We start from the raw sequence: 25,768 nt of genomic DNA on the forward strand, positions 1-25,768 counted from the left end.
GTGGGGGCGGCGTGTGGACGGTCGGCGGGACGAACTCAACCTCGATGGGGGTGTCCGGGTTGGCGGCGACCTCGGGGGCGCCGAGGGGCGCCGTCGGCATGGTAAACGCGGCGATCACAAGGACGAGCGCGAGGATCATCCCGACCTCGGCGTAGAGCGGGCGCCGCCGGCGGAGGTCGGCCTCGGGCGTTTTGTGGACGGGCATGGCGGTAGGGAACGTGTCCTCCAGAGACACGGAGCCCCGTCAGCCGTTGCTCTCGCCGCGCCGGGCGATCCACGCGCCGAGCGGGATCCCGACCATCAGGCCGACCACGTCGGCCGCGGCGTCGAGCGCGTCCGGCATCCGGTCGATGGGGAGCAGCCCCTGCCAGATCTCGATGCCGACGCCGAACGCCACGCCCGCGGCGAATACGGCCCACGCCCGGTGCGGGGCCGCCTGCATCCACAGCACCCCGAACACGAGGAACATCCCCGCGTGGACCCACTTGTCGAACGCGAACGGGAGGTACTCCGGTGGCGTGAGCTCGGCGGCGGGGATCGAACAGGCCGCGAGGACGGCGATCGTCCAGATGATCGCGATGCGGGAGGAGGTCACGAGCGGAGGGCGTGGGCAGCGGCGGGGAGCCGGTCAATGAGGTCGGACGCGACGAGGCCGGTGGCCCCGTGGTCGGCCGTCCAGAGCCGGGCGGCTTCGGCGCCGAGCCAGAGCGCGCAGAGGGCGGCGACGTCGGGATCGAGGCCCTGCGCGAGGAGGCCGACGAGTGTGCCGGCGAGCGTGTCGCCGGTCCCGGCCGTCGCGAGCGCGGGTTCGCCGGGCGGACCGATCAGCACGCGCCCGTCCGGCGTCCCGACGACGGTCGGCACCCCCTTGAACACGAGCGTGGCGTGCCATCGTTGGGCGAGCCCGCGGACGGCCTCGATGCGGTCGATGGGATCGAACGAGTCGTCGTTCAGAAGGCGGCGGAGCTCGCCGAGATGGGGGGTGAGGACGAGCGGACCGGAGCGCTGGCGGAGCACATCGGCGTCGTCGGCGTAGGCGGCGAGCCCGTCGGCGTCGAGGACGAGTGGGGCCTCGACGGCCTCGACGAGGTCGCGGACGAGCGCGAGCGTGTCGTCGTCGCGCCCGAGGCCGCAGCCGACGAGCACGGCGTCGGCCGCCTCGGCACGGTCGAGGACGGCCTCGCGGGCGATCCGGGCGAGCGTCCCGGCCCCGGTCGCCGGTTGGGCGTCGACCATCACCTCGGCGTTCCGCGCGTCCACGATGGGCGCGGCCGGCTCAGGGACGGCGGCCACGACGGCGCCGGCGCCGGACCGGTACGCGGCGGCCGTCGACAGGACCGCCGCGCCGGTGAACGTGCGACTCCCGACGACGGCGAAGACGCGGCCGGCGGAGTACTTGTGGGCGTCGGCCGCGCGCTCGGGGAGGTGTGCGCCGGCCCACGCGCGCGGCGCCTGCCAGGCGGTGGCGTGCGCTCGGAGCTCGGCGTCCGGGATCCCGATCTCGACCGTGACGACCTCGCCCGCGAGGGTCGGGCCGTCTCCCAGGAGGAGGCCGGTCTTGATCCCGCCGAACGCGACCGTCAGGTCGGCGCGGACGCTGTCCTCGGCGGCTCGGCCCGTCGTCGCGTCGAGGCCGGAGGGGACGTCGAGGGCGACGACGGGGGCGCCGGCCCGGTTCAGCCAGGCGCAGAGCGCGCGCGCGGGCTCCCTAAGCTCGCCCGTCACGCCGATGCCGAGAAGCGCGTCGACGACGAGGTCGGCGGGGGCGTTCGCGACCTGGCGGACGTCCTCGAACGGGACGACCTCGACGCCCGTGTCGTGCTCAGCCATCCGGCTCAAGATGTGGAGGTTGGCGGTCCGGTCGGGGGTGCCCTCGCCGGGGAGGACGAGCGCGCGAACCCGGGCGCCGTGTGCCGCCAGCACGCGCACCACCACGAGCCCGTCGCCGCCGTTGTTGCCGGTGCCGACGAGGACGGTCACGTCTCGGCCCGCGACCTCGAATCGGGCGACGATCTCCCGTGCCGCGGCGCGCCCGGCCGACTCCATCAGCACCCGTCCCGGCACGCCCCACGTCTCGATGGTGGCCTGGTCGGCCGCGCGCATGGCTTCGGCGCTGAGGACGGGGTCGAGCGGGGTCATAGCGTGATGGGGTCGATCTCGGTCTCCCAGCGTGCGCGGACCTGCACGGGCTGGGCGAGGAACACGAGCGGTTCGGGCGGCTCGTACGGCCAGAGCCGGCCGCCGCTCCATCTGCCGTCGCCGTCGCGGTCGACCCAGATGCGGAGCGTGTACGGGCCCGGCAGAAGACCATCGGCCACGAACGCCCCGGTCGAGTCGGCCGCGACGACGACGGGGGCGCCCGCCTCGGGGCGGACCTCGACCCGGACCGGCCCGTCGGCCTCGACCCGCCCGACGAGGGCGCCGAGGTCGCGGGCGTCGGGGACGACGAAGCGCTGCGACGCGGTCGAGTCGCCGACCGGCGCTACGACGGTGAAGCGGGCCGGGAGGGTGGCCGACGAGTCGGGGACGAACGTGACGCCGTCGGTGGTGACGAAGGGGACGTCGAGCGTCTCTCCAACTGCGCGGACCTCGACAGCGTCCAGCAACGCGCCGGGGGGCGACGTAAATCGGATGCCAGGACGGACGTCTCGGCCGAGGACGACGGAGTCCGGCGCGCTCGGGACGAAGGCGTCGAATCGGGCCGAGGCGGTGTCGGCACGAACGGGCGGAGTGGCGCTGAGTCGGAACGGTGGGGCGCCGAGGCCGGCCGAGTCGGCGAGGGCGTCGGTGCCCTCGGACGTGACGAGCAGTGGAGTCGAAGGGAAGGGCGGGGCTGCCTCCCCGTAGACCTCGAAGGCCGAAGCCGCCGGCTGGTACCACGACACCGCCCGACGATCTCCCGAGGCGGAGTCGGTCACGGCGACGGCCTCGCCGAACGCGGCGGTGTCGAGGAGGCGGACGGGCTCGTCGAAGCGGAGCGCGACCCGTCGGTCGGAGAGCGGCCGGAGGCGCTGGGCGACGGGCGGGACCGTGTCGAGCGTCGTGACGAAGAACGCAGCGGGCTCGGGCGCGGTCGAGTCGTCCCGGGCGAGGAGGGCGGGGGCCGGCGGGGCGGCGAAGCGCTCGCCGGCGTCGGCGCGGGCGTTCCGGTTCCGGTCCTCGATGGCGAGGACGAAGTAGGGGCCGGGGCGGAGGTACTCCAGCGTGAACGGCCCGTCGGCGCCCGTCTCCGTGCGGTAGTCGGGCGCGGCGACGCCGGGGTCGACGGTGCCGAGCGTGTCGTCGAGGGCGTAGGCCCAGACGGCGACGCCGCCCACGCCGGCGCCCGTCTCGGGGCGCCGGACGGTCCCGGCGATCCGGCCGCGGTCGATGGCGTCGCCCGTCGCGAAGGCGAGCGTGATCGGCGCCCGGAGCGCCACGTTCCGCTGGTCGGCCAGCGCCGTGCCGACGGTCACGACGTACGTCGTCGAGTCGCGGAGCTCGTGGAGCGTGATGCGCAGCTCGCGCGCGCTCACAGAGACGTCCGGTGGCGTCTCCGTCGGGGGCGTCACCGTCACGGCGGTGGCCGCATTCGTCGCCAGTCGCTCGGAGAACGTCAGCCGGAGCGTGCGGTCCGAGACGTTCGTGGAGCCGTCGGCCGGGCTCGACGCGACGAGCGTCGGCGGCGTCGTGTCGGCCGGGCCGCCAGTGGGGGCGACGGGCGTCGCGCAGCCGGCGAGCACCAGGAGGAGCAGGGCGGCGGACGGTCGCATGGGAGCCCGCCTCGGGGAGCGCGTGAGGCGGCCGGCCACTCAGCCGGCGTGCTCCGGGAACAGCTCGCGGAACCGCTCGATCATGGTCCGGGCCTCGTCCGCAAGCCGCTTCGTCTCGTCGGCGTCCTGGGCGTGCTCGGCGGCGAAGGCGGCGGGGTCGCCGCCGTTGCGGGCGAGGTCCCAGTAGTCGTCGGCACGGGCGAGGGCGTCCTCGAAGGCGTCGGGGTCGGTCATGATCTCCGGCGACTCGAGGAGCGGCTGGGCAAAGCGGGCGCGGGCCTCGGTCTCCGAGAGCCCGTCGCTCCCGAACCCGGCGTGCGTCGCGTCGCCCTCCTCCGGGCCGACCCGGAACGCCGGGTGGTGGAGCAGGTCGTCGAACCCGACCACGGCGTGCCCGGTGCTCTGCGCCATCTCGATCTCTTCGGGGAGCATGGCCTGCCAGTGGATCTCGACCGTCTCCAAGAGCCCGTCGAGGCCGACCCAGTCGTCCTCGCTCGGGTCCTCTCCGACGAGTTGGGACGCCAGGGCCTGCCGCTTGTGGGCGCGCTCGGACGGCGGGAGGGAGAAGAAAGCCCACAGCACGCGGGCCGTCTCGAGGAGCGCGACCGTGTCGTCAGCGACGGAGTCGGGCTCGTCGCGGAGGCGGAAGGCGTCGGCCGCGTCGAGCTCGTAGAGCGAGAAGAGCGGCTCCGCGAACAGGGCCAGCGACTCGTACTGGACGCCGGTCTCGCCCTCGACGAGCGTGCGCGTCAGCCGCGCCTTCCGCTTGGCGAAGGCCTCGGCCGCGGCGCCGTCGAAGGCGGCCACGACCTCGGGGTCGAGGTCGCCGATGGAGTCGTCGAAGTCGTCGTCGAACACAGGGGGTGCGGTAGAAGGGAAGGCCTGGAGGGGCTAGACGCGCGACGCGGGCGGGGATGTTCCGAGGCCCGACGCTTCTTCCGCGCGGGTTCCTAAGACCGAGTGTGCGATCCGGTCGAGCGCGGCGGCCGGGTCGTCGGTCACCCCCGTCCGAACGGCCGTCGTTTGGAGCGCCGTGGAGCGGACGGCCGTGAGGAAGTGGAACCGCTCGGACGGCGGCAGCCGCCCCACCGGTCCCGCCTCGGCACCGCCCTGGACGATCTGGCGGACCGATCCGAGCGACCGCCCCAAGAGCGCCGCGTCGAGCCCGAGGCGGGCGGCCGCGTCGGCGCCATCGGCCAGCCGGACATCGAGAAACCGGGCCTGCCGGCACTGGAGCAACACCCCGACCGTCACGGCGTCGCCGGTCGGGACCCAGACCGCGCGGACGAGGGCGTAGTCGAACGCGGGCATGGCCTAGCGACGGTAGGCGAGGGGCGTGTCGTCGGGCCGCTCGGCCTGGGCCCGAGCGGCTTCTTCTACCCAGAGGCGAGGCGGCTCGAGCCGCTCTCGGAAGAAGTCGGCGTAGGCGTCGCGGGCCGCCTGAGCGGTGTCGAAGGCCGGGTCGCGGCCCTCGGGCGCGTCCATCAGGAGGTCGTCCGGGATCGGGTCGAGGACGCCTCGGATCGCGTCGTCGTCGAGACGTGGGGTGAGGCGGGCGTCGGCGTCCGCGATGGGGCCGGCGACCGGGAGGAGCACGTGGTCCTTGATGGGCGGGAACGGCGCGCGCGCACGCTCAGCGTCGACGTGCGACCAGTCGTGGTGGAAGTAGAGCGCCGCGCCGTGGTCGATGAGCCAGAGCTTGGGCCCGTCATCGGCGCGGGCGATGAGGAGGTTCGGGTTCCGGGCCGTCCGGTCGATGTTGGTCGTGAGCGCGTCGAGCCAGACGACGTCGGCCGCCAGGGCCGGGTCGATGAGATCGGCGTGGGCGGCGGGCTCGTAGGCGAAGGCGCCCGGGACGAACCCGAGGCCGACGTTCAGCCCGCGGCTGCCCTTCAGGATGTCCTGGATCTCGGGGTCCGGCTCGGCCCGGCCGAACTCCGGCGCGAGGTCCACGAGCGCGAGGTCGGGGAGGGGGAGTCCCAGCCGCTCCGCGATGCCGCCCACGATGAGCTCGGCGAGGAGGGCCCGCGCGCCCTGTCCGGCCCCGCGGAACTTGACGACGTACATCCCGCCGTCGGTCTCGACGAGGGCAGGGAGCGAGCCGCCCTCGCGGAGCGGCGTGACGTACCGCTGGGCGGCGTGCGTGTCGATCGGCATGGGGGGCTCACCCGCCGCTGGCCGTCGGGGTTTCCGCGAGCGGCACGCGGAGGAGGGTGACGTACTCGGGGCCGTCGGGCGTCTGCCGGCTCTCCACGAGCGAGAACGAGGTCGCGACTCCCTCCGCCTCGGGAGGGTCGAGGCCGCGGAGGGCCTTCCGAATCGCCGCCGGGTCGGGCTGGCGAACGCGCGCCAGGGTGACGTGAGGCAACAACTCGTGGTCGGCAGCCGGCGCGCCGGCACGGCCCAGCGCCTCGCCGAGGCGCGAGACCAGTGCGCCGAGCGGAGCCGTCTCGTTCACCCGGACCGCCAGCGCTCGGGGGCGCCGCGCAGAGGGCAGGCGGATCAGGTCGCCGGTCGCGATGGGGACGGGGCGGCGTCGGATTCGTTCGAGGTGGCCCGTTATTGCATTCGTCATGCCTTCCGACGTCTCCCCGAGGAACCGGAGCGTGAGGTGGAGCCGCTCCGCCGGTACCCACCGCGCGTCCGGCACGTCGGCTCGCCATGCCGCCAGCGGCTCGCGCACGGCGTCAGGAAGGTCGAGGGCGACGAAGAGACGCATGGGGATGAGGGGTGGGGGATGAGGGATTCGATAGGACGGGCCTGATGGGTTCCTACGCGTAGGGCGGCACTCTCTGCCCGTTCAGTTCCCCATTCGCGGCTCGCGGAACGAGCCCCCTACGCCAAGCCCGAGCCGAAGCGGCGGAGGATGGCGAGGAAGAAAGGCACGCCGCAGATCGCCGTGAGCACGCCGACGGGCACCTCCTGGCCGGGAAGGACCGTCCGCGCGGCGAGGTCGGCGAGGAGGAGGAAGAGGGCGCCGCCGGCGAAGGCGAACGGCACCAGCCGGCCGTGCGTCGCGCCGGCCACGAGGCGGACCGCGTGGGGCACGATCAGCCCGACGAACCCGATCACGCCCGCCGACGCGACGAGCACGCCGGTCGCGACGGCGGCGATGGCGATGAGCGTTCGCTTCAGCGCCTCGACCGGGACGCCAAGCCCGGCGGCCGGCTCCTCGCCCGTCGTCAGCAGGTCGAGCGGACGCGCCAGCGCCCACAGCCCACCGAGCGAAAGGAGCGACACGACGAGCGGGGCGAGCACGGTCTCCCACCGCGCCCGCGACAGCGACCCGAGCAACCAGAACAGGACCGCGCGCAGCTTGTCGGGCTCGGGCGAGGCGTAGGTCACGAACGCCGTCACCGACCCGAGCAGGGCCGACATCGCGACGCCCGCGAGGAGGAGGCGCGTCGTCGAGAGCGTCGGGCCGCGGCGCGCGGCGGCGAAGACCGTCGCGACGGCCAGCCACGCACCCGCCGTCGCGGCGACCGGCATCGACACGGTGCGCGACACGATGGCCGGCAGGAAACCGAGGTAGAACAGCGCCGCGCCCGCGCTCGCGCCCGACGACGCGCCGAGGATGTACGGCTCCGCGAGCGGGTTCCGCACGAGCGCCTGCATCGCCACGCCCACGACCGCGAGCCCGCCACCGACGGCGAGCGCCAGGACCACGCGCGGCACGCGGAGCTGCCACACGATGAGCCGGTCCACCTCGGGGCCGCCGCCGAGGAGGGCGGACCACACCCGGCCCGGCCCGAGGTCGGCGCTCCCCCACGTCAGGCTGGCGGCGACGGCGAGCCCGGTGGCGACGGCCAGCCCGATCCCGACGACGACGGGGCGCGCGCCGAGGCGGGACGACTCGCCCCGGGCCATCAGGCGGCCCCCGCTGCGAACGCCTCGGGGTGGAGCAGCCGGGCCAACCGCTCCAGCCCCTCGATCAACCGCGGGCCGGGACGGCTCACGAGGTCCGGGTCGATCCCGTAGACGCGGCTGTTCTGGACGGCCGGGAGCGAGAAGAACGTCGGGTGCTCCTCGAGGAGCTGCGAGGGGTCGTAGTCCTCAATGAGCACGACGATGACCTCGGGCGCCATCTCGAGCACGGCCTCGTCGCTGGGCTGCGACGCCTCGCCTGGGTACACGTCGGTCAGGTTCTGGCCGCCCGCGAGGCGGACGAGCTCGCTGGCGTACGAGTCGCGGCCGAACGCGTACAGCGTCTCGTCGCCGACCAGGAGCAGGACGCGCGGCGCGGTGTACGGCTGGACGGCGTCCTGGACGGCCGAGACCCGGCGTTCGAAGGCGTCGGCAGCGGGGGCGCCGCCGCTCGTGGCGAGGAGCGTGTCGAGCGTCCGCAGCGCGCGCGGCACGTCGGCGACCTCGTCGAAGCGGAAGAGGTACGTCGGGACGCCGAGCGCGGCGAGCCCGTCGGCGGCCTCGGCCGCATTCACGTCCGTCGACCCGATCGCGAGGCCCGGCTGGAGCGAGACGACCGTCTCGGTGTCGAGCGGGAGCGACTGGAACCGCGGGAGGCTCTGGATGCCCGGCGGGAAGCTGTCGCTCATCGAGACCCCCGCCAGCCGGTCGGCCCCGGCCGCCTCGGCGACGAGCTCGGTGATGTTGGGAGCGAGCGGGAGGACGGTCTCGGGTGCGCCGTCGAAGGGCACCGTCCGGCCCAGGTCGTCGCGGACCTCAGAGGGCGCGTCGGGGGCGCAGGCGGCGAGCGCCACGAGACCGGCGAGGAGGGCGAAACGGGAGGTGCGCATGGCGGGGGAGGGGCGACGGCTAAGTTACCCGGCCATGACCGCCCACGTCCTCGTCAACCCCGCCGCTCGCGGTGGCCGGAACCAGGCCCTCCGGCCGGCGCTCGACGGCCACCTCGCGGCGGTCGGGATCGAGGCCGAGGTCTGGGAGACCGCCGCCCCGGGCGACGCCGAGCGGATGGCCCGGTGTCTCGGGGAGGAAGGGGTCCTCGTGATCGTGGCCGGTGGGGACGGGACGGTCCACGAGGTCGTGAACGGGCTCGTCGGGACGGGCGGGACGCTGGCGGTGCTCCCGGTCGGGACGGGCAACGACTACGCCCACGCGCTCGGCATGGCCGACGACCTCGCCGAGGCGGCCCGCCAGGTCGCGACGGCCGGGGTCCGCGCCGCCGACGTGGGCCGCGTGCGGTGGACCGACGCGGACGGCGTGTTCCACGAGCGCCTGTTCGCGAACGGCCTCGGCCTCGGGTTCGACGCACGGGTGGCGGCGCTGGCCTCGGAGACGAAGTGGCTCGGCGGGCAGGCGGCCTACCTCGCCGCCGTGTTCCGCACGCTCTGGGCGTGGCGCCGGCCGACGCTCCGCGCGCGCGTCCGCTCGGTGGTTCCGGCCGGCGGCGCGGACGAGATGCCGGCCCTCGACGTGGACGAGTCCCTGTTCCTGTGCGAGATCGGGAACGGCCACTCGGCCGGCGGCGGGTTCCTGCTCACGCCCGACGCCACGCCGTTCGACGGCCTCCTCGACGTCTGCTACGTCCGCCACGTCGCGACGGCGCGCGCCCTCCGGCTCCTCCCGACGACGTTCTCCGGCGCGCACGTGACCGCGCCCGAGGTCACGATGGCACGCGTCTCCGGGCTGACGCTCGCCGTCGAGCCGTCGGTAGGGGTCCACGCCGATGGGGAGATCTTGACGGCCGGCGCCGTCGCGCTCGACGTGGAGGTGTTGCCGGGCGCGATCGCAGTGGTGGCGCCGGCGCGGACGGCGTAACGTCTGGATTCGAAGGCGAAGCGGCGTTACGATTCGTACCATTCGGCCTCCCCTGGCCCCCTTTATCCCCCCGGACATGAGCCAGAAGCGCATCTACGTCGTCGACGACGATCCCAAGATCGGCGAGCTCTTCGCCAAGGTCCTCGGCCGCGACGGCTACGCCACCCAGGGCTTCACCTCGGCCGAGCCGCTCCTGCAGGCCTGCGACGACGGCCGCCCGCCGGACCTTGTCCTGACCGACCTCATGATGCCCGACGTCTCGGGCATGGAACTCATCGAGGCCCTCCGCGAGCGTGGCCTGACGATCCCCGTCATCGTCATGACGGCCCACTCGTCGGTCCAGACGGCCGTCGAGGCCATGCGGCTCGGGGCGTTCCACTACCTCCAGAAGCCGGTCAACCTGGAGGAGATGCGCGCGCTGCTGGCGAAGGCGCTCGACCTCTACGAGGACAAGAAGGAGCTCCAGGAGATCAAGCAAACGCGCAAGAAGGAGCACTCGGTCGGCAAGATCATCGGGACGAGCGACGAGGTCCAGGAGGTCCGCGACACGATCGAGACCCTGAAGGACATCCCGAACACGACGGTCCTCGTACGGGGCGAGACGGGGACGGGCAAGAACCTCGTGGCGCAGACGCTCCACTACGCGTCGAAGTGGTCGGGCGGCCGGTTCATGGAGATCAACTGCGCCGCGCTCCCCGACAACCTCCTCGAGTCGGAGCTGTTCGGCTACGAGAAGGGGGCCTTCACCGACGCCCGCGCGGCAAAGCCCGGCCTCCTCGAGGTCGCGGATGGAGGCACGCTGTTCCTTGACGAGATCGACTCGATGAGTCTGGGGCTCCAGTCCAAGCTCCTGAGCTTCCTGGAGAGCCGCCAGTTCCGCCGCCTCGGCGGGACCGACGAGATCAAGGTGACCACGCGGATCGTCTGCGCGACGAACGCGAACCTCCAGGAGAAGGTCGCCGAGAAGGAGTTCCGCAAGGATCTCCTGTTTCGGATCAACGTGGTCGCGCTCCAGCTGCCGCCGCTCCGCCGGATGGGCGCGGACGCGCTCCAGATCGCCGAGAAGGTGGCGGCCGGGTTCGCCTCCGAGTTCGGGAAGCCGTTTGACGGGTTCACCGAGGCGGCCCAGGAGAAGCTGTTGTCGCACAACTGGCCCGGCAACGTCCGCGAGCTCCGGAACGTCCTCGAACGGGCCCTCATCTTCGCCAAGACACCGACGCTCGACGCCAGCGACCTCGTCCTCCTCCAGACCGACCTCTTCGACGGGGCGGCCTCGGACGCCGACACGTTCCGGTTCCGCGCGAGCGCGACGCTGGAGGACCTGGAGTACGAGTACATCAAGCACACGCTCGCCAACAACCGGAACTCGTCCTACGCGGACGTCGCCAAGCTCCTCGGCATCTCGAAGAAGACGCTCTGGGAAAAGCGGAAGCGGTACAACCTGGACGAGGAAGTCGAGGAGATGACGGCGTGAACCGGTTCGGGGTTGAGCGGTTCGGAGTTCGGGGTTTCCTTCGGGAGACGCACCCTGACCTCTGAGCCCCGGACTCCGACCCCGTGACCGACGCTGAAAAGACTGCCCTCGCCGACCGGCTCACGGGCCGGGCCACCCTCGCCTCGGCGCTGAGGCCGGGGGACCTGTCGACCGCGCTCGAGCGGATGATCGGGGCCGGGGCCGCCCGCTTCGGCCTCCGCGCGGACAAGACCGGGCCGGCCGACGCCTGCGCCCTCGCCCCGCCGCTGGCCCGGCTCATCGACCACACGGTCCTCAAGCCGGACACCACCGAGGCCCAGATCCGCGAGCTCTGCGCCGAGGCGCGGGAGTACTGCTTCGCGAGTGTCTGCGTCAGCCCCGTCTGGGTGCCCGTGGCCGCCGCCGAACTGGCCGGCCAGACGCCGCTCGTCTGCACGGTCATCGGCTTCCCGCACGGCGCCAACCGGACCGCCGTCAAGGCCTTCGAGACCGAGCAGGCGGTGAGCGACGGGGCCGACGAGATCGACATGGTGATCGCCGTCGCGCTCCTCAAGAGCGAGCGCTACGCCGAGGTCGAGGCCGACATCAAGGCCGTCGTAGACGCCGCGCAGGGGCGGACGGTGAAGGTGATCCTCGAAACCGCGCTGCTGACGGACGAGGAGAAGGTCATCGCGTGCGTCCTCTCCCAGAACGCCGGGGCCGACTTCGTCAAGACGTCGACCGGGTTCGCCTCGGGCGGCGCGAGCCCGCAGGATGTGGCTCTCATGCGCCGCGTCGTGGGCGACTCGATGGGCGTCAAGGCCTCGGGCGGGGTCCGCTCGGCCGAGGACGCCTACGCGATGGTCGAGGCCGGCGCCACGCGGCTCGGCGCGAGTGCCGGCGTCGCTATTTTGAAGGGGCTCACCTCCGACGCTTCGTACTAGAGGGAGCGAGGGATGCGGGAAGGAGGGATCGAACGGTCCCTCACGCCTCATGCCTCTTTCCCCATCCCTCCACCCCATGCGCCTCCCGCTCCTCGTCGCGCTCGCCTCGGTCCTCACGCTGTCGGCATGCTCCGGCCTCGGCCCGGTCACGCCGGACGACGGCCCCCTGGCTCCCGTCGACACGACGGGGCCGAGCTACCCCGCCTACGAGACGTTCGACCCCTCAGGCTACGACGCCGCGCCCGACGTGCCGGACGAAGTCGTCCACGACGTCCCGGCGGGCATCATGGCGGGCCGCGTCGTCGTGCCCGGAGGGGCTGGGGCACCGGCACCGGCGCCGCAGGAGCCGCAGCAACAGCAGGTCGACGGGTACCGCGTCCAGATCTTCTCGAGCGCGAGCCGGGACGCGGCGGAGAGCGTCCGCACGGAGGCCGTGGCGTGGTGGGGACGGGCGCAGTCGACGCCCGGGGCGCCGCGCGAGATGGAGGTCTTGGTGGCGTACCTCCAGCCGTACTACCGCGTCCGGATGGGCGCCTTCGCCACGCGGGCCGAGGCCGAGCAGGCGCTGGCGCTCGTCCGCCAGCAGTACCCGGAGGCGTTCCTCGTGCCCGACCTCGTCACGGTCATGCGGTAGCGCGTTGAGGCCGGCGGGCTGGGCCGGTCGTCGGGTCAGACCTCGATGCGGTCGCCGTCGTGGCCCCAGGCCGTCGCGGCGAACGTCGCGCGGGCCTGCGTGAGGTCGTCGTCGGTGGCCGCGACGGGCGCGTGGACGAGGACGAGCCGCTTGGCGCCCGCGCGGACGGCCACCTCGGCGGCCTCTTCGGGCGAACTGTGGACGCCGGGGAGCGAGCCCGTCCCCTCATGGATCAGCACGTCGGCGCCGGTCGCGAGGTCGACGACGGCGCCCGAGAGGGCCGTGTCGCACGAGTACGCGAGGCACCGGTCTCCGGCCTCGAACCGGAGGCCGATCGTCGGAACGGGATGCTCGACGGGCGACGCGGTGACGACGAGGTCGCCGAGGTCGACGACGGGCGCCTCGGGCCGCATCTCGACCGGGTGGTACATCCGCTCCGGCACGCCCGTCCACTTCAGCGTGTCGAAGATGGCGAACAGGGCGCGGGCTTTTTCCAGCGTCGCGGCCGGCCCGTAGATCGGGAGCGGGTCGCGCCGGCCCATCAGCCACAGCTTCTCGAGGAGCAGCGGGAAGCCCGAGATGTGGTCGGGGTGCTCATGCGTCAGGACGACGGCGTCGAGGGCAAGCGGGTCGAGCCCGCAGGCCTCCATCCGCTGAACCGCATCGCCACCGCAGTCGATGAGGACGAGGTGGCCGCCGTGCTCGACCGCGAGCATCGTGGTGGTCCGGTCCGGGCCGGCATTCGCGGAGCCGGTACCGAGGAGATGAGCCGTCATAACGTGGGGGGATGCCACAACGTAGCGCCCCCCCGGGCACCGGCGCACGATGAATCGGTGCCGGGGCCCGTGAGGGACGCCCTCAGACCCTCCGGTCCACGACGTAGGCGCAGAGGCCGACGAGCGCGTCTCGGGCCTCCGACGGCGGGAACTGGCGGATCGCCTCAGCGGCCTCGTTTGCCAGCGCCTCCATCCGCGTGCGCGCGGCCGCCAGCCCCCCGGAGGCCGTCACGAACTGGACGACCTCCCGGACGTCGTCCCGGCTCTTCTTCCGCTTGCGGACGATCTTGCGGATCCGCTTGCGTGTCCCGTCGTCGGCGCGGTCGAGCGCGAGGATGAGCGGGAGCGTCATCTTGCGGTCCTGGAGGTCCAGCCCGACCGGCTTGCCCGCGGCCGCCTCGGGGTCGTAGTCGAAGAGGTCGTCGCGGATCTGGAACGCCAGCCCGATGGTCTCCCCGATGGACTTCGCCCGGGCGACCGTCTCGTCGTCGGCGCCCGCCGAGGCGGCCCCGGTCGCCATGCACGCGGCGATGAGCGAGCCGGTCTTGTCGCCGATGATCTGGAAGTAGCGATCCTCTGTGATGTCGAGCTTCCGGGCCGTCTCGATCTGCTGGAGCTCGCCCTCCGACATCCGGCGGACCGCGTCGGACGTGATGCGGAGCAGGTCGTAGTCGCCCGCGTCGAGCGAAAGGAGGAGGCCGCGGCTGAGGAGGTAGTCGCCCAGGAGGACACCCACCTTGTTCTTCCAGAGCGCGTTGATCGACGCCACGCCGCGCCGCGTTTCGGCCTCGTCGATCACGTCATCATGGACGAGCGTGGCCGTGTGGAGGAGCTCGACGAGCGCCGCGCCCCGGTAGCTCCGCTCGGTGATCCCGCCGGCCAGGTCGGCCGAGAGGAGGACGAGCGTCGGCCGGATCTGCTTCCCCTTCCGCCGGAGGAGGTACTGGACGACCGTATCGAGGAGACGGACCCGCGACCGCATCGCCTCGCGGAAGTGGCGGCGGAAGGCTTTGAGGTCGCCCGCGACCGGCGCCTGGATGGCCTTCAGCCCCTGGGGCGGGGCGTCGGAGAGCGGAGGGTCGAGCGTGGCGGTCACGGCGAACTTTCAATCGTGGTTGAAAGCTCGTACCGAACGCCTGCCTCAGGGTTGCCGAATCGTCCCGTCCCCGTCGATTTCACACCCAGTCGAGCGCTGGGTAGAGCGCGCGGCCGATGGCACACCGCGCGCAACGGCCCTCCTCGCAGTACGCGCGAACGAGCTGGTGGACGCCCTGGGCCTCGGCGGCCGTGCGAGGCCGGAGGCCGAGCTCCGCGAACCGCCGCGTGATCCGGTCGGGCGAGGCGGGAAGTCGGTCGTAGGCGTCGAGGACGACGGCCTCCCGGGCCGGGTCCTCCCGTTGCTCGGCGTCGAGGAGGAGGACGGGCAGCACGGCGTCGACGAGGACGCGAACCGCCCGGGCGTCCCCCAACCGCGAGGACCCGTCGGGCGTCTCGGCCCGGAGGAGATCGGTGGCCGTCTCGACGCCGTCTGCCAGCGCCTCCGTGAGCGTCTCGACGGGGTCGTGGCGGAGCGGGCCGCCGGGCGCGAGCCACGCCGCGGCCTGCGCGATCCGTCGGCGCGGCGCGTTCGCGGGACGCCCGCCCCGCCGCCACGCCTCCGGCCGCATCGGCGTGAGGTCGGCCACGGCGGTCTCGGTGAACAGCTCGGCTGGCTGGAGCGCCGAGGCGAACAGGAGGGCCGCGTGGAGGCCGGTGGCGGACCGCTGGCGGAGGTCGGCGAGAGGCAGCCGGGTCGCCAGCGTCTCGAAGGCGTCGGCGTTGGCCTCGTAGCCGAGCGCGCGGAACATCCGGCGGACGAGGAGCCGGTCGAGGTCGGGCTGGCGGCCGTACTCCCGGCCGAGGTCGCGGGCGCGTCGGCGGAGCCGCTCCGTCCCGAGGTGGCGGACCCACGACCGCGCGAGGGCGGGGTCGACCTCGTCCCACCGTGCCCCGCACCGCGGCGCAGTCCCGGGCTCGACGTGGAACGCCCGGAGGAGCGCGCGCAGCGACCGGTCGAGGTGGGGGAGGAGGACCAACTCCGGGAGCGCCGAGCCGTCCGCGCGGCGCAGCGTGCCCGTCCGCCGGTCGGCGGCGAGGACGACGTGGAGGACCACCCGGTCGTAGGCCGGATCGCGGTCGTGGCCGTGCGCCTCCCACGCCGCGCTCGTCGTGTGGATCTCGACGTCGCCGGCCCACAGCATCCCGCCGATCACGACGCGGGCGTCTCGGACGTCGGGCCCGGAGTCCCCGTTGAGCGTCCCGAGGTGGACGACCTCGACCCGTTGTCCGTCCGTGGTGCGGAGAGCGCGGGCGTCGAAGAGGCCGCGGACCCAGGCGTCCTGGATCGCGGCCTCGGGCACGCGGGCGATGCGGTCGGGAGGTTCGGCGACGAGAGGCTCCGCCACGAGCGGCTCCGCCACGTGCGGATCGCGGACCTGAGGGGTGGACATGGGGACCGGGGGTGCCAGGCCCCCTTAGACCGCCACGCCCGAGCGATCTAACCGTCAGCCATCGTCTTCGTCGTCCGTGAGCCCCTGCGCCAGCGCGGCGTCGACCAGCCAGATCAGGTCGCCCTCGACGCGGACGTGAGCCACTGGCGGCCCGTCGCCCTCGCCGTCGTAGGCGTCGAGGACGTCTGAGAACGCCTCCCGCTTGTCGGCCCCGGCGGCGGCCACGAGGCACAGGCCGGCCTGCATGAGCGTCGGGAACGTGAGCGTGAGCCGTTCACGGACGTTGGCGGAGGGAGGCGCGAGGCCGGGCGTGACCCGACGATCGGTCACGCCGAGCGCGTCGGTGCCGGGGAAGAGCGAGGCCGTGTGGCCGTCGTCGCCCATGCCGAGGTGGAGGACGTCGAACCAGAGGTCGTCGCCGAAAAACTGCTCGAGGGCTTGTTCGTAGACGGCCGCGCCCTCGTCCTGCGGGCAGACCCCCGGCATCTTGTGGACGTTCGTCTCGGGCACCTCGGCGGGCGCGAGCAGCGTCCGCGCGGCCATCGCGAAGTTGCTCTCCTCGTGGTCGGGTGGGACGCACCGCTCGTCGCCCCAGAACACGTGGACGCGGCCCCAGTCGATGCCCTCGGCTTGGGCCAGTCGCTCGTAGGCGGGGACGGGCGTCGAGCCGCCCGTGAGGCAGAGCGTGACGCGGTTCTTCTGCTCCAGCGCGGCTCGGAGCGCCGTCGCCGTGCGGTCCGCGAGGGCCTCGGCGACCGCCTGTTTGGTGGGGAGGACGACGATCTCGGCGTTCATACCAGTTCGAGGATCAAGGGGGGTGTTCGCGACGGGGGCGTCCGCCTCGGGAGGCCCGTCGGGTGATCGAGGTGGACGAGGTCAGCAGTCCGCGACGGGCTCGCCGGACTCCTCTGGCGGCGGCGCCTCGACGAGCCGGCCGGCCGCATCCGGTCCCCAGCCGCCGGACTCGTAGGGGTGGACCTCGATGTCGGTGTTGTCGAGGACCGCGTGGTAGATCCGCCACGCCTCCTCGGCCTCCTCGGCGTGGACGAACAGGGTCGGGTCGCCCTCGGCGACGTCGCGGAGGAGCGTCTCGTAGGCGTCGGGGAAGGGGCCGAAGGTGTCCTCGTACCGGAACGAGAGCTCGCGCGTCGAGACGCCGAACCCGTCGCCGGGCGTCTTGACGTCGAACGAGAGCGTGAACCCCTCGTTCGGCTGGAGCCGGAGGCGGAGCACGTTCCGCTCGGGGTCGCAGCCGCCCGAGGCCTGGAACAGCGTGATCGGCGGGCGACGGAAGACGACGGCGATCTCGGTGAGCCGCTCGGCCATCCGCTTGCCCGTGCGGAGGACGAAGGGGACGCCCTGCCAGCGCCAGTTGTCGAGGTGGAGCCGGACGGCCGCGAACGTGTCGGTCCGGGAGTCTTCCGGGACACCCTCGTGGTCACGGTAGCCCTCGTCGTGGCCCGCGCCGGGGCCGTACTGGCCGAGGACGGTCTCGTTGGAGCGTGCCGTCCGCGTCGAGCGGAGGACCTTGATCTTCTCGCGGCGGATGCCCTCCGCGTCGAGCCGGGCCGGCGGCTCCATCGCCGTCAGCGAGAACAGCTGCGTGAGGTGGTTCTGGATCATGTCCCGCATCGTCCCGACGCCGTCGAAGTAGCCGGCCCGCCCGGCCGCGTCGTTCGTCTCGGCGACCGTGATCTCGACTCGCTCCACGTCGCGCCGGCTCCAGGCCGACTCGAAGAACGCGTTGGCGAACCGGAAGACGAGCAGGTTCTGGACCGTCTCTTTGCCCAGGAAGTGGTCGATCCGGTAGACCGCGTTCTCGGGGAAGTGCTCGTGGACGATCCGGTTGAGCTCCTGCGCGCTCGCGAGGTCGTGCCCGAACGGCTTCTCGATCACGAGTCGGACCCACGGCGCGTCGTCGGGGACGTGCTCGCCGACCGTGCCACGGTCCTCCTCGTATTCGCCGAGCGCCGTGATGGTGCCGGGGAACGTCGAGGGAGGAAGGGCGAGGTAGTAGACGCGGTTGCCGTCGAGGCCGCGCTCGGCCTCCAACGCCTCGGCCGTCTCGAAGACCGGCCCGAGCTGGTCGTAGGCCTCGACGCGGGCGTAGCGGAGGGCGCTCTCGGCCCACTCGCGCGCCTCGCCCTCGTCCACGTCCGCCTCGGTGAGCGCGTCGACGGCGGCGTCCTGGAGCGTGGTGTCGTCCCAGTCCGACCGGCCGACGCCGATGACGGCGGGCGGCGGGGCACCGTCGCGCTGCGAGACGCGGTAGAGCGCGGGGAACAGCTTGAGCGCCGCCAGGTCGCCGGTGGCGCCGAAGAGGACGAAGACGTGCGGGTCCATCGGGTCGGGGAGAGGGGCCGGGTGAATGACGGAGCCCCACCGCGGGTTCGCCGCGGCGAGGTTCGCCCTCCGTCGAATTCGCCCGGCCCGCCTCGACGCGGCCCCGAGGCCGACCGGGCTGGCGATCGCCGAGTCACAAGACGTCGCTCGTGAGATGCTCCGCGACACGGAGCGCGTTGGCCGCGATCGTGAGCGTGGGGTTCGTCGCGGCCGACGAGGGGAAGACGCTCGCGTCGGCGACGTACAGGTTCGTGACCTCGTGGGCCCGCCCGGAGACGTCGACGACGCTCGCGGCCGGGTCCCTCCCCATCCGGCACGTCCCGCACTGGTGGTTGACGACGCCCAGCGGCATCGCCACCCGCACGAAGCGGTCGAATCCCAGCGGACGGAGCGCGGCCTCGAGCCGGTCCATGAGGTGCTCCTGCGCCCGCCGGTTCGTCTCGGTGTAGCGAACGCGGAGGCCGCCGTCGGGCCCGAGCGTGACCCGGTTGTCCCTCAGCGGGAGGTCCTCCGTCTGCACCCACCAGTCGACGGAGTGGGCGGCGAGGGCGTCGGCCTCGGCGGGCGTCATGGCTCCCTTGCCGAGATCCTGGAGGATCTGCCAGCCCGCGTGCTTCCCCATGAGGTGGATGTGCCCGAGCGGGACGTCTTCCCATTCGGGGTCGCCCGGGACGCCGAAATAGAAGTCGTTGACGGCGAGGGTCTTCTGAAAGCGCGTCGGGTTCGGCGTGTCGCTGGCAGCCGTGTAGAACTTCGACGTCACGTGCCGCATGAAGTGGCGGCCGACGGCGCCGGAGCCGTTCGCCAGCCCATCCGGGTGGGCGTCCGAGGCGGACCGGAGCAGGAGCGCGGCCGAGTTGACGGCCCCCGCGCACAGGGCGAACACGTCGGCCCGAAACGTCGTGGGCTCGCCGTCGACCGTCGCCTCGACGTGCGTGACGGTCCGGCCGGTCGCGTCGGTCCCGATCCGCGTGACGTCGGCGACGACCAGGTCCACGTTGTCGTAGTGGAGGGCGGGCGTGACGGTCGCCGTCTCCGCGTCGGCCTTGAGGTGGAGGAGGTCCGGGTAGCCGTCGAACGCAGCGCGGCCCATGGCCTCGAACGTCTCGCGGAGCACGAACGCCCCGCCGCCGGGGTCCTCGTGGCTGTACTTGACGCCCATCGGGAGCTCGAACGCCTGGACGCCCTGACGGCGCAGCCCCTCGGCCACCTCCTCGATTCGAGGGTCGTGCGGGATCGCGGGGTGGGGGTACGGCCCGCTGGCCGGCGGATCAAACGGGTCGGCTCCGCGGGCGCCATGGACGTCGTAGATCCGCTCGGCCCGGTCATAGAACGGCGCGAGGTCGTCGTACGAGATTGGCCAGGCGGGGGAGAGGCCATCCAGGGTCTGGAGCGGGCCGAAGTCCTTGGGGTGGAGGCGGAGGAGCGCCGATCCGTAGACCTTGGTATTACCACCGAGCCAGTAGTACATCCCTGGCCGAAAGGGGGCGCCGGTGGCGTCGTCGGTCCACCGCTCGTCGGACTTGTAGCGGTCCTCCGTGAAGAGCTTCTTTGGGTCCCAGTTCTCGGACTCCCGCGGGAGCGAGCCAAGACGGTTCAGGAGGAGGATCCGCTTGCCGGTCGGGGCGAGAGCGCGGGCGAGGGCGCCACCCCCGACGCCGGCGCCGATGATGCAGAGGTCGTAGGTGAGCAACGGGACCTGGGAAGTGGGAACGGGCAAAAACGTCGGCGTCCGATTATCGACGACGCGGTACGACGTGGTCAACGGACGCGTGGGGGCACCCCGCAGTCATCTGAACGAGGCCTGCTGTTCCCGCCTCTCGACTCCTCGTTTCCCCACGATCACCCGCTCCACGGCTCTTGGAAGTCGCCGTACAGGGTGAGTCCGCCGTCGGCGAAGAGGGTCTGGCCAGTCACGTAGGCGGCGTCGTCGGAGGCGAGGAACGCGGCGAGACGGGCGATCTCGTCGGGCTCGGCGATCCGCCCCATCGGGATGTGGTCCTCCACGACCCGGGTCGCCTCGGGGTCGCCGAGCCAGCTCTGGATGGGTGTCCGCGTCGCGCCCGGGGCGATGTTGTTGACGCGGATGCCGCGGTCGGCATACTCGAGCGCGAGCGTCTGCGTGAGCCCGTCGAGCCCGAACTTCGAGATGGCGTAGGCGAGGTAGTGCGGCCGCGGGATCCGCTGGTGGACGCTCGACACGTTGACGATGACGCCCTGGTTGGGCCCGTCCGTGCGGCGCGAGAGGAAGCCGCGGATCGCCTCGCGCGAGCACAGGAACGCGCCGCGGAGGTTGACGGCGAGCACCTCGTCGAAGTGGGCCGCCGTCGTCTCGTGGCTGGCCGGCTCCTCGATCTGGATCCCCGCGTTGTTGACGAGGATGTCGACGGTCCCGCAGCTCCCGGCGACCTGTTCGAACATGGCCTCGACCTCGTTCTCGCGGGACACGTCGGCCTTGACGAGGGTGCAGGTGCCGGCGTCGGACGCGGCGAGCGCGACTCCGCCCGCCTCGGCGTCGAGGTGGACGGCCTCGTGGACCGCGGCTTCGACGCGCCGGCGGGTCTCCTCGGCGTTGGCGCGTTCGCGCTCGAAGGGGTAGTTGATGGCGACGGAGGCGCCGCGGCGGGCGAGCTCGACGGCGATCGCGCGGCCGATGCCCGTGGAGGCGCCCGTTATGAGGGCGGTCCGGTTCGTGAGGTCCGGCATGGAAGCGGGGGGAGGAGGCGGGCCAACAGGCTCCGAACTTTCAGTGTTTCCTGAAAGCGCTCCCGTCTGGCGCCGTCCGACGCGGACGGGGAGATTCCTGACCTCAGGGCACCGGCAGCACGACGACGAGCCCGTTCTCGATCCGGAAGTCGACCTCCTCGACGCCCGGCGGCGGCCGGCTGTCGACCCGCAGGTCGGCCCGGACGCGGAGGTGGACGGCGCGCGTCAGCGCGACCTCGACGGCGAGCTGGCTCAGGAGGCGGGCGTCCTCGGGCCGGTCGACGCGCGGCTGGATGTAGGTCACGGTCGAGAGCGACGCGCCGGTCGACACGGCGATCCGCCCGGAGAGGTACGTGCTCAGGCGGCCGACCACGTCCTGCTGGCCGCCGAGCGCCTCGTCGAGCACCTCGTACTCCAGCATCGGCGTGAGCCCGATCGCGAGGCCGATCGAGTCGGTGTTGACGACCTCGAACCGGACCCCGGCCCCGCCGAGGAGCCGGGTCTCCAGACCTTCCTGTCGGTTCTGCTGGACCTGCGTGAACACCTCGCCGACGAGCGCCGGCAGGAGGTAGCGGTTGTAGCGGAGGTGCGCGAACGACTGGTTCACGTACTCCTCCTCGTCGGTCTCGGCGAGGTCGTACCGGCCGACGAGGAACGCGATGTGGGGCCCCCGGCGGACGTCGAACCGGCCTCCGAGGCCGACCTGGAGGTAGTCCGTGTTGCCGGCGGCGAGGGCGGCCGAGGCGTCGAACGAGAGCGCCGCGGCGTCGTCGGCCAGCCGCTTCCGCATCCGTTCGGTGTTGACCTGGGCGACGGCGCTCGACGCGACGGCCGCAGCGCAGAGGATCGGCAGGAGTCGGAACGGCACGGGCACGATCGAGAGAGGTCCGGAGGATAGAACGGCCTGCTCGAACGGGCCGCACGCCTCTACATACCCCGTGGCACGGCTGTGCGTGTCACGAGGGGTCGCGGCGGTCCTCGCCTCGGTCGTCCGCCGGGCGAGGCCGCGGCGGGGCCAGAAGGCGCGTGCCCTCGAACGCCTTGGCCTCGTCGATAAACAGCTGGAGGTGCGGGAACGGGATCTCGATGCCGGCCGCGCGGAGCGCTTCGAACACCTTCTCCTGGTACTCCAGCCGGACCGGCACCTCGATCGACGGGTCCTTGAGGTGGATCCGCAGCGCCATGTTGACCGACGAGTCGCCGAGGTCGGTGACGACGGCGGCCGGCGGGAAGTCCGGGTGGAGCCGCTCGTCGCCCTCGGTGATGGCGAGGACGGCCTCGCGCGCCGCCTGCGGGCTCTCCTTGTACGCGATCCCGAACGGCACCACGATCCGCAGCGCCCGGAGCATCGAGTGGTTGATGATCTTCTCCGTGATGACGTTCGCGTTGGGCAGGATCGCCATCTGGTTGTCGAGCGTCCGGACGCGCGTCGTGCGGAGCGTGATCTCCTCGACCGTCCCGAAGATGTCGTGGAGCTCGATGTTGTCGCCGACCTGGAACGGCCGGTCGAGGATGATGGTCACGCCGGCGATGAGGTTCTGGACCGTGTCCTGCGCCGCGAACCCGATCGCGATGCCGGCGATGCCGAGGCCGGCCACGAACGGCGCGACCGCCACGCCCAACTCGTCGAGCACCACGATCCCGGCGATCGACAGGATCACGACGCGCGCGAACCGGAGGATGAGCTGCTGGACGCCGGTGTCGACGCGGCTCGCCCGGCCGAGCGCCCGGTCGAGGAGCCCCACGACGACCCGAAGCACGACCCAGAAGAGGACCGCGAGGAGGACCGCCGGCAGGAGGTTCTCGATGGCGAACGCCAGCAGGCCGTCGGCGATGCGCTCGAACGCCTCGTCGAACCGTCCCTGGCTGGCGGCCTCGGCGGCCTCGCCGAGGTCGCGCCCGAGGCGGCCGACGCCGCCTGTCGTGTCGACGAGGGCCTGCGACGTGTCGGCCGCGGCGGAGTCGGCCGCGAGCGTGTCGGGGAGGAGGGAGTCGGCCTCCGCGGCGAGCGAGTCGACGGCGGCGGGCTGCATCAGCCGGCGGGCCGGGTCGCGCGGCGGCGCGCGGCCTCGAGCGTGTTGGCGAGGAGCATCGCGATCGTCATCGGCCCGACGCCGCCGGGCACGGGCGTGAGGGCGCCGGCGACCTCGGAGACGGCCTCGAAGTCGACGTCGCCCGTGAGCCGGTAGCCGCGCTCGCGCGTGGCGTCCTCGACGCGGTTGATGCCGACGTCGATGACCGTCGCGCCGGGCTTGACCATGTCGGCCGTGACGAACTCGGCCCGGCCGATGGCGGCCACGAGGATGTCGGCCTGGCGGGTGACCTGGGCGAGGTCGCGCGTCCGGCTGTGGCAGACGGTCACGGTGCAGTCGAGCCCGCGCCGGAGCAGGAGCGACGCCATCGGCTTGCCCACGATGTTGCTCCGCCCGAGGACCACGGCGTGGGCGCCGGAGGTCTCGACGTTCGTCCGCCGGAGCATCTCGACGATCCCGGCCGGCGTGCACGGCTCGAGCGTCTCCTCGCCGAGCACCAGCTTCCCGACGTTCTCGGGGTGGAACCCGTCGACGTCCTTGGCCGGGTCGATGGCGCGGATGACGGCGGCCTCGTCGATGTGGTCCGGGAGGGGGAGCTGGACGAGGATCCCGTCGACGGCCGGGTCGGCGTTGAGCTGGTCGATCAGTGCCAGCAGGTCCGCCTCGGGGAGCGTGTCGGGGTGGAGGAGGGTGTCGGCGTCGATGCCGGCCGCGTCGGCCGCGCGCGCCTTGGCCCGGACGTACGACTGGCTCGCGGCGTTGTCGCCGAGGAGGACCACGCGGAGGCCGGGCCGCCGGCCGTGCGCCGCCTCGAACGCGGCCGCGCCCTCGGCGACCTCGTCGCGGACGGCGGCGGCGACGGCCTTGCCGTCGATGAGATGGGCCATGGAGAGATGACGGTGGGGCGTGTCGAAAGCTACCGAGGGATGGGATCGAGGGGTGGGCCGCGTTCCGTCGCAGTTCCTTCTGCGGGAGTCCCCGCCTCGGCGCCGAGGCGGACAGACCGGGGGCCTCCGCATGATTACTCGTCTCGTCCCTCTGTCGTCCTGAGCGGAGCCGCACAGCGGCGTAGTCGATGATCTCTGCCGCGACGAGGTCTCAAGCTGGCAACGAGAGCAATACCGAGCGTGCTACTTGCCAGAGATCCTTCGACTGCGCGTCAGGCTTTGCCCTTCGCCATGCTCAGGATGACACGGTCGAGGTGGCGGCGGCCTGCGAAGGCGCTGGGTCCCCACCGATTGAAGGCATCCCGGCAGCTTTGGTCCCCTGACCTCCCCCAATCAAACCTTCACGTGAGGGCTCCGGTGGACGGGCCATCTTGCGGATTCCCTTTCGGTTCTCCCATGCTCCGCGCAGCCGTCCTGGGCGCCACCGGCGCCGTCGGACAGACGTTCGTCCGCCTCCTCACCCGGCACCCTCTCTTCGAGATCGTCTCGCTCGTCGCCTCCGAACGATCGGCTGGGAAGCCGTACCGCGAGGCCGCCCGGTGGCTCCAGAGCGAGCCGCTGGACGGGCGGATCGGTGACCTCGTGGTCGAGGGTGTCGACGCCGCGCCCGAGGCCGACGTGGTGTTCTCCGGGCTCGACGCGAGCGTGGCCGGCGACGTCGAGGCCGACTGGGCCCGCCGCGGCTACGCCGTCGTCTCGAACGCCCGCAACTACCGGATGGACCCGACGGTCCCGCTCCTCGTCCCGGAGGTCAACCCGGACCACCTCGCCCTCGTCGACCGGCAGGACTGGGGCTCGGGCGGGTTCATCGTGACGAACCCGAACTGCTCGACGGTCGGCCTCGTGATGGCGCTCGCGCCGCTTCACCAGGCCTACGGCGTCCAGGCCGTCCACGTCGTCACGATGCAGGCGCTCAGCGGGGCCGGCTACCCCGGCGTCGCGTCGCTCGACGCGCTCGGCAACGTCGTCCCGTTCATCGGGGGCGAGGAAGAGAAGATGGCCACGGAGACCAAGAAGCTCCTCGGCACGCTTACCGAGGCCGGCGTGGAGGGCGCCGACGTGACGGTCTCGGCGCAGTGCAACCGCGTGCCGGTCATGGACGGCCACCTCGAGGCCGTCTCCGTCCGCCTCGGCGGTTCGCCGAGTGCCGCCGACGTCGCCGAGACGCTGCGGAGCTGGACGAGCCCCCTCGCGGGCCGCGGCCTCCCGACGGCCCCCGAGGCCCCGCTCCTCGTCACCGACGATCCGACTGCTCCGCAGCCGCGGACGCACGTCCACCTCGGCGGCGGGATGACCGTCACCGTCGGACGGATCCAGGACTGCCCGGTGCTCGGCGTCAAGTTCGTCGTCCTCAGCCACAACACGGTCCGCGGCGCGGCCGGCGGCGCCATCCTCAACGCCGAGCTGCTCCATGCGGAGGGGCGGATCGGAGCCGGCGCCCGGGCCCAGGCCGCGTGAGCGTCGCGATCCGCGAGGCCCGGCCGTCGGACCTCGCCGTGGCGCTCCCGCTGTGGGAGGCGCTCCATCGGGAGCACGAGGCCCGCGACCCGCGCTACCGCCTCTCCGACGACGCGTCGCGTCGGTGGGCCACCGACTTCCGCGACTGGGCCCGCTCCGACGGCAGCCGGATCTGGCTCGTCTTCGACGCCGGGCGCCCCGTCGGCCTCCTCACGGCCCACCTCTACCAGCCGGCGCCGACGTACCGCCCGCGCCTGTTCGTCCACGTCGACGACCTCTACGTGGCACCCGAGGCGCGCGGATCGGGCATCGCCCGTCGGCTGCTCGACGCGGCGCGGGCGTGGGGGCGAGCGGAGGGCGCCGAGCACCTCCAGGCCGGCATCCTCGCCTCGAATCCCGCCGGCCGGGCCTTCTGGAGTCGCGAGGGGGGCGAGGACTTTTCGGTCACCGTGACGCTTCCGATCGGAGACCCGTAAGGGATCGGAGAAGGACGCGCG

25 protein-coding genes and 1 pseudogene are annotated in these 25,768 nt (G+C 72.8%); 6 read left to right on the plus strand and 20 right to left on the minus strand.

Annotated elements, in window-relative coordinates:
* The 10 genes and pseudogenes from BSZ37_RS22015 to BSZ37_RS11535 form a co-directional block, all read right to left on the minus strand.
* Positions 1-205 (minus strand): annotated as a pseudogene (locus BSZ37_RS22015) (hypothetical protein); the annotation flags it as partial.
* Positions 206-244: 39 nt separating this feature from the next.
* Positions 245-595 (minus strand): VanZ family protein, encoded by a 351-nt coding sequence (locus BSZ37_RS11495; RefSeq protein ID WP_095510686.1) that lies wholly within the window; start codon positions 593-595, stop codon positions 245-247.
* On the minus strand, positions 592-2,139 hold the full coding sequence (locus tag BSZ37_RS11500; RefSeq protein ID WP_179299591.1) for an NAD(P)H-hydrate dehydratase: 1,548 nt from the start codon (positions 2,137-2,139) through the stop codon (positions 592-594). The genes BSZ37_RS11495 and BSZ37_RS11500 overlap by 4 nt, the downstream gene beginning before the upstream one ends.
* The gene (locus tag BSZ37_RS11505) at positions 2,136-3,752 is read right to left on the minus strand and encodes an Ig-like domain-containing domain (protein ID WP_095510688.1); all 1,617 of its coding nucleotides are present in this window, start codon (positions 3,750-3,752) and stop codon (positions 2,136-2,138) included. The genes BSZ37_RS11500 and BSZ37_RS11505 overlap by 4 nt, the downstream gene beginning before the upstream one ends.
* 39 nt (positions 3,753-3,791) lie before the next feature.
* Positions 3,792-4,610, minus strand: coding sequence for a hypothetical protein (locus tag BSZ37_RS22020; RefSeq protein WP_095510689.1), 819 nt, complete (start codon positions 4,608-4,610; stop codon positions 3,792-3,794).
* Positions 4,611-4,643: 33 nt separating this feature from the next.
* A complete protein-coding gene (locus tag BSZ37_RS11515; protein ID WP_095510690.1) occupies positions 4,644-5,063 on the minus strand; it encodes a DUF3037 domain-containing protein in 420 nt (139 codons plus the stop codon).
* A gap of 3 nt (positions 5,064-5,066) precedes the next feature.
* Positions 5,067-5,909, minus strand: coding sequence for a HipA family kinase (locus tag BSZ37_RS11520; RefSeq protein WP_218830482.1), 843 nt, complete (start codon positions 5,907-5,909; stop codon positions 5,067-5,069).
* 7 nt (positions 5,910-5,916) lie between these two features.
* Complete coding sequence (thpR, locus tag BSZ37_RS11525; RefSeq protein WP_095510691.1) at positions 5,917-6,471, minus strand: RNA 2',3'-cyclic phosphodiesterase; 555 nt, start codon at positions 6,469-6,471, stop codon at positions 5,917-5,919.
* Positions 6,472-6,587: 116 nt separating this feature from the next.
* A complete protein-coding gene (locus tag BSZ37_RS11530; protein WP_095510692.1) occupies positions 6,588-7,619 on the minus strand; it encodes a FecCD family ABC transporter permease in 1,032 nt (343 codons plus the stop codon).
* The gene (locus BSZ37_RS11535; protein WP_095510693.1) at positions 7,619-8,506 is read right to left on the minus strand and encodes an ABC transporter substrate-binding protein; all 888 of its coding nucleotides are present in this window, start codon (positions 8,504-8,506) and stop codon (positions 7,619-7,621) included. The genes BSZ37_RS11530 and BSZ37_RS11535 overlap by 1 nt, the downstream gene beginning before the upstream one ends.
* A 34-nt stretch (positions 8,507-8,540) precedes the next feature.
* On the opposite strand from BSZ37_RS11535, the gene BSZ37_RS11540 reads away from it, so the two are divergent.
* From BSZ37_RS11540 to BSZ37_RS11555, 4 genes are all read left to right on the plus strand, one after another.
* Positions 8,541-9,488: a diacylglycerol/lipid kinase family protein gene (locus BSZ37_RS11540; protein WP_179299592.1), complete on the plus strand. Its 948-nt coding sequence runs from the start codon at positions 8,541-8,543 to the stop codon at positions 9,486-9,488.
* A gap of 76 nt (positions 9,489-9,564) precedes the next feature.
* The gene (locus BSZ37_RS11545; RefSeq protein ID WP_095510695.1) at positions 9,565-10,962 is read left to right on the plus strand and encodes a sigma-54-dependent transcriptional regulator; all 1,398 of its coding nucleotides are present in this window, start codon (positions 9,565-9,567) and stop codon (positions 10,960-10,962) included.
* Positions 10,963-11,228: 266 nt separating this feature from the next.
* Positions 11,229-11,885 (plus strand): deoxyribose-phosphate aldolase, encoded by a 657-nt coding sequence (deoC, locus tag BSZ37_RS11550; protein ID WP_342761217.1) that lies wholly within the window; start codon positions 11,229-11,231, stop codon positions 11,883-11,885.
* A gap of 76 nt (positions 11,886-11,961) precedes the next feature.
* A complete protein-coding gene (locus BSZ37_RS11555; RefSeq protein ID WP_179299593.1) occupies positions 11,962-12,519 on the plus strand; it encodes an SPOR domain-containing protein in 558 nt (185 codons plus the stop codon).
* 35 nt (positions 12,520-12,554) lie between these two features.
* Here BSZ37_RS11555 and BSZ37_RS11560 read toward each other — a convergent pair whose 3' ends face one another.
* From BSZ37_RS11560 to folD, 10 genes are all read right to left on the minus strand, one after another.
* On the minus strand, positions 12,555-13,295 hold the full coding sequence (locus tag BSZ37_RS11560) for an MBL fold metallo-hydrolase (RefSeq protein WP_095510697.1): 741 nt from the start codon (positions 13,293-13,295) through the stop codon (positions 12,555-12,557).
* 82 nt (positions 13,296-13,377) lie between these two features.
* Positions 13,378-14,391, minus strand: a complete 1,014-nt coding sequence (locus BSZ37_RS11565) for a polyprenyl synthetase family protein (protein ID WP_218830483.1) — start codon at positions 14,389-14,391, stop codon at positions 13,378-13,380.
* Positions 14,392-14,470: 79 nt separating this feature from the next.
* Complete coding sequence (locus tag BSZ37_RS11570) at positions 14,471-15,784, minus strand: DUF2851 family protein (RefSeq protein WP_095510698.1); 1,314 nt, start codon at positions 15,782-15,784, stop codon at positions 14,471-14,473.
* A gap of 54 nt (positions 15,785-15,838) precedes the next feature.
* A complete protein-coding gene (gene pgl / locus BSZ37_RS11575; protein WP_095510699.1) occupies positions 15,839-16,579 on the minus strand; it encodes a 6-phosphogluconolactonase in 741 nt (246 codons plus the stop codon).
* An 81-nt stretch (positions 16,580-16,660) separates the two neighbouring features.
* A complete protein-coding gene (gene zwf / locus BSZ37_RS11580; RefSeq protein ID WP_095510700.1) occupies positions 16,661-18,127 on the minus strand; it encodes a glucose-6-phosphate dehydrogenase in 1,467 nt (488 codons plus the stop codon).
* A 133-nt stretch (positions 18,128-18,260) separates the two neighbouring features.
* Positions 18,261-19,847: a GMC oxidoreductase gene (locus BSZ37_RS11585; protein WP_218830484.1), complete on the minus strand. Its 1,587-nt coding sequence runs from the start codon at positions 19,845-19,847 to the stop codon at positions 18,261-18,263.
* Positions 19,848-19,969: 122 nt separating this feature from the next.
* Positions 19,970-20,833, minus strand: coding sequence for an SDR family oxidoreductase (locus BSZ37_RS11590; protein ID WP_095510702.1), 864 nt, complete (start codon positions 20,831-20,833; stop codon positions 19,970-19,972).
* A 103-nt stretch (positions 20,834-20,936) separates the two neighbouring features.
* The gene (locus BSZ37_RS11595) at positions 20,937-21,701 is read right to left on the minus strand and encodes a DUF481 domain-containing protein (protein WP_095510703.1); all 765 of its coding nucleotides are present in this window, start codon (positions 21,699-21,701) and stop codon (positions 20,937-20,939) included.
* 88 nt (positions 21,702-21,789) lie between these two features.
* Positions 21,790-22,866: a mechanosensitive ion channel family protein gene (locus BSZ37_RS11600; protein WP_095510704.1), complete on the minus strand. Its 1,077-nt coding sequence runs from the start codon at positions 22,864-22,866 to the stop codon at positions 21,790-21,792.
* Positions 22,866-23,753 (minus strand): bifunctional methylenetetrahydrofolate dehydrogenase/methenyltetrahydrofolate cyclohydrolase FolD, encoded by an 888-nt coding sequence (gene folD / locus BSZ37_RS11605; RefSeq protein WP_095510705.1) that lies wholly within the window; start codon positions 23,751-23,753, stop codon positions 22,866-22,868. The genes BSZ37_RS11600 and folD overlap by 1 nt, the downstream gene beginning before the upstream one ends.
* A gap of 456 nt (positions 23,754-24,209) precedes the next feature.
* On the opposite strand from folD, the gene asd reads away from it, so the two are divergent.
* Positions 24,210-25,271, plus strand: coding sequence for an aspartate-semialdehyde dehydrogenase (asd, locus tag BSZ37_RS11610; protein WP_095510706.1), 1,062 nt, complete (start codon positions 24,210-24,212; stop codon positions 25,269-25,271).
* Entirely contained in the window at positions 25,268-25,747 is a 480-nt protein-coding gene (locus tag BSZ37_RS11615; RefSeq protein WP_095510707.1) for a GNAT family N-acetyltransferase, read from the plus strand. Before asd ends, BSZ37_RS11615 begins: the two co-directional genes overlap by 4 nt.
* Positions 25,748-25,768: the final 21 nt, after the last annotated feature.

It is taken from the genome of Rubrivirga marina, assembly GCF_002283365.1.
GTDB classification, from domain to species: Bacteria; Bacteroidota; Rhodothermia; order Rhodothermales; family Rubricoccaceae; genus Rubrivirga; species Rubrivirga marina.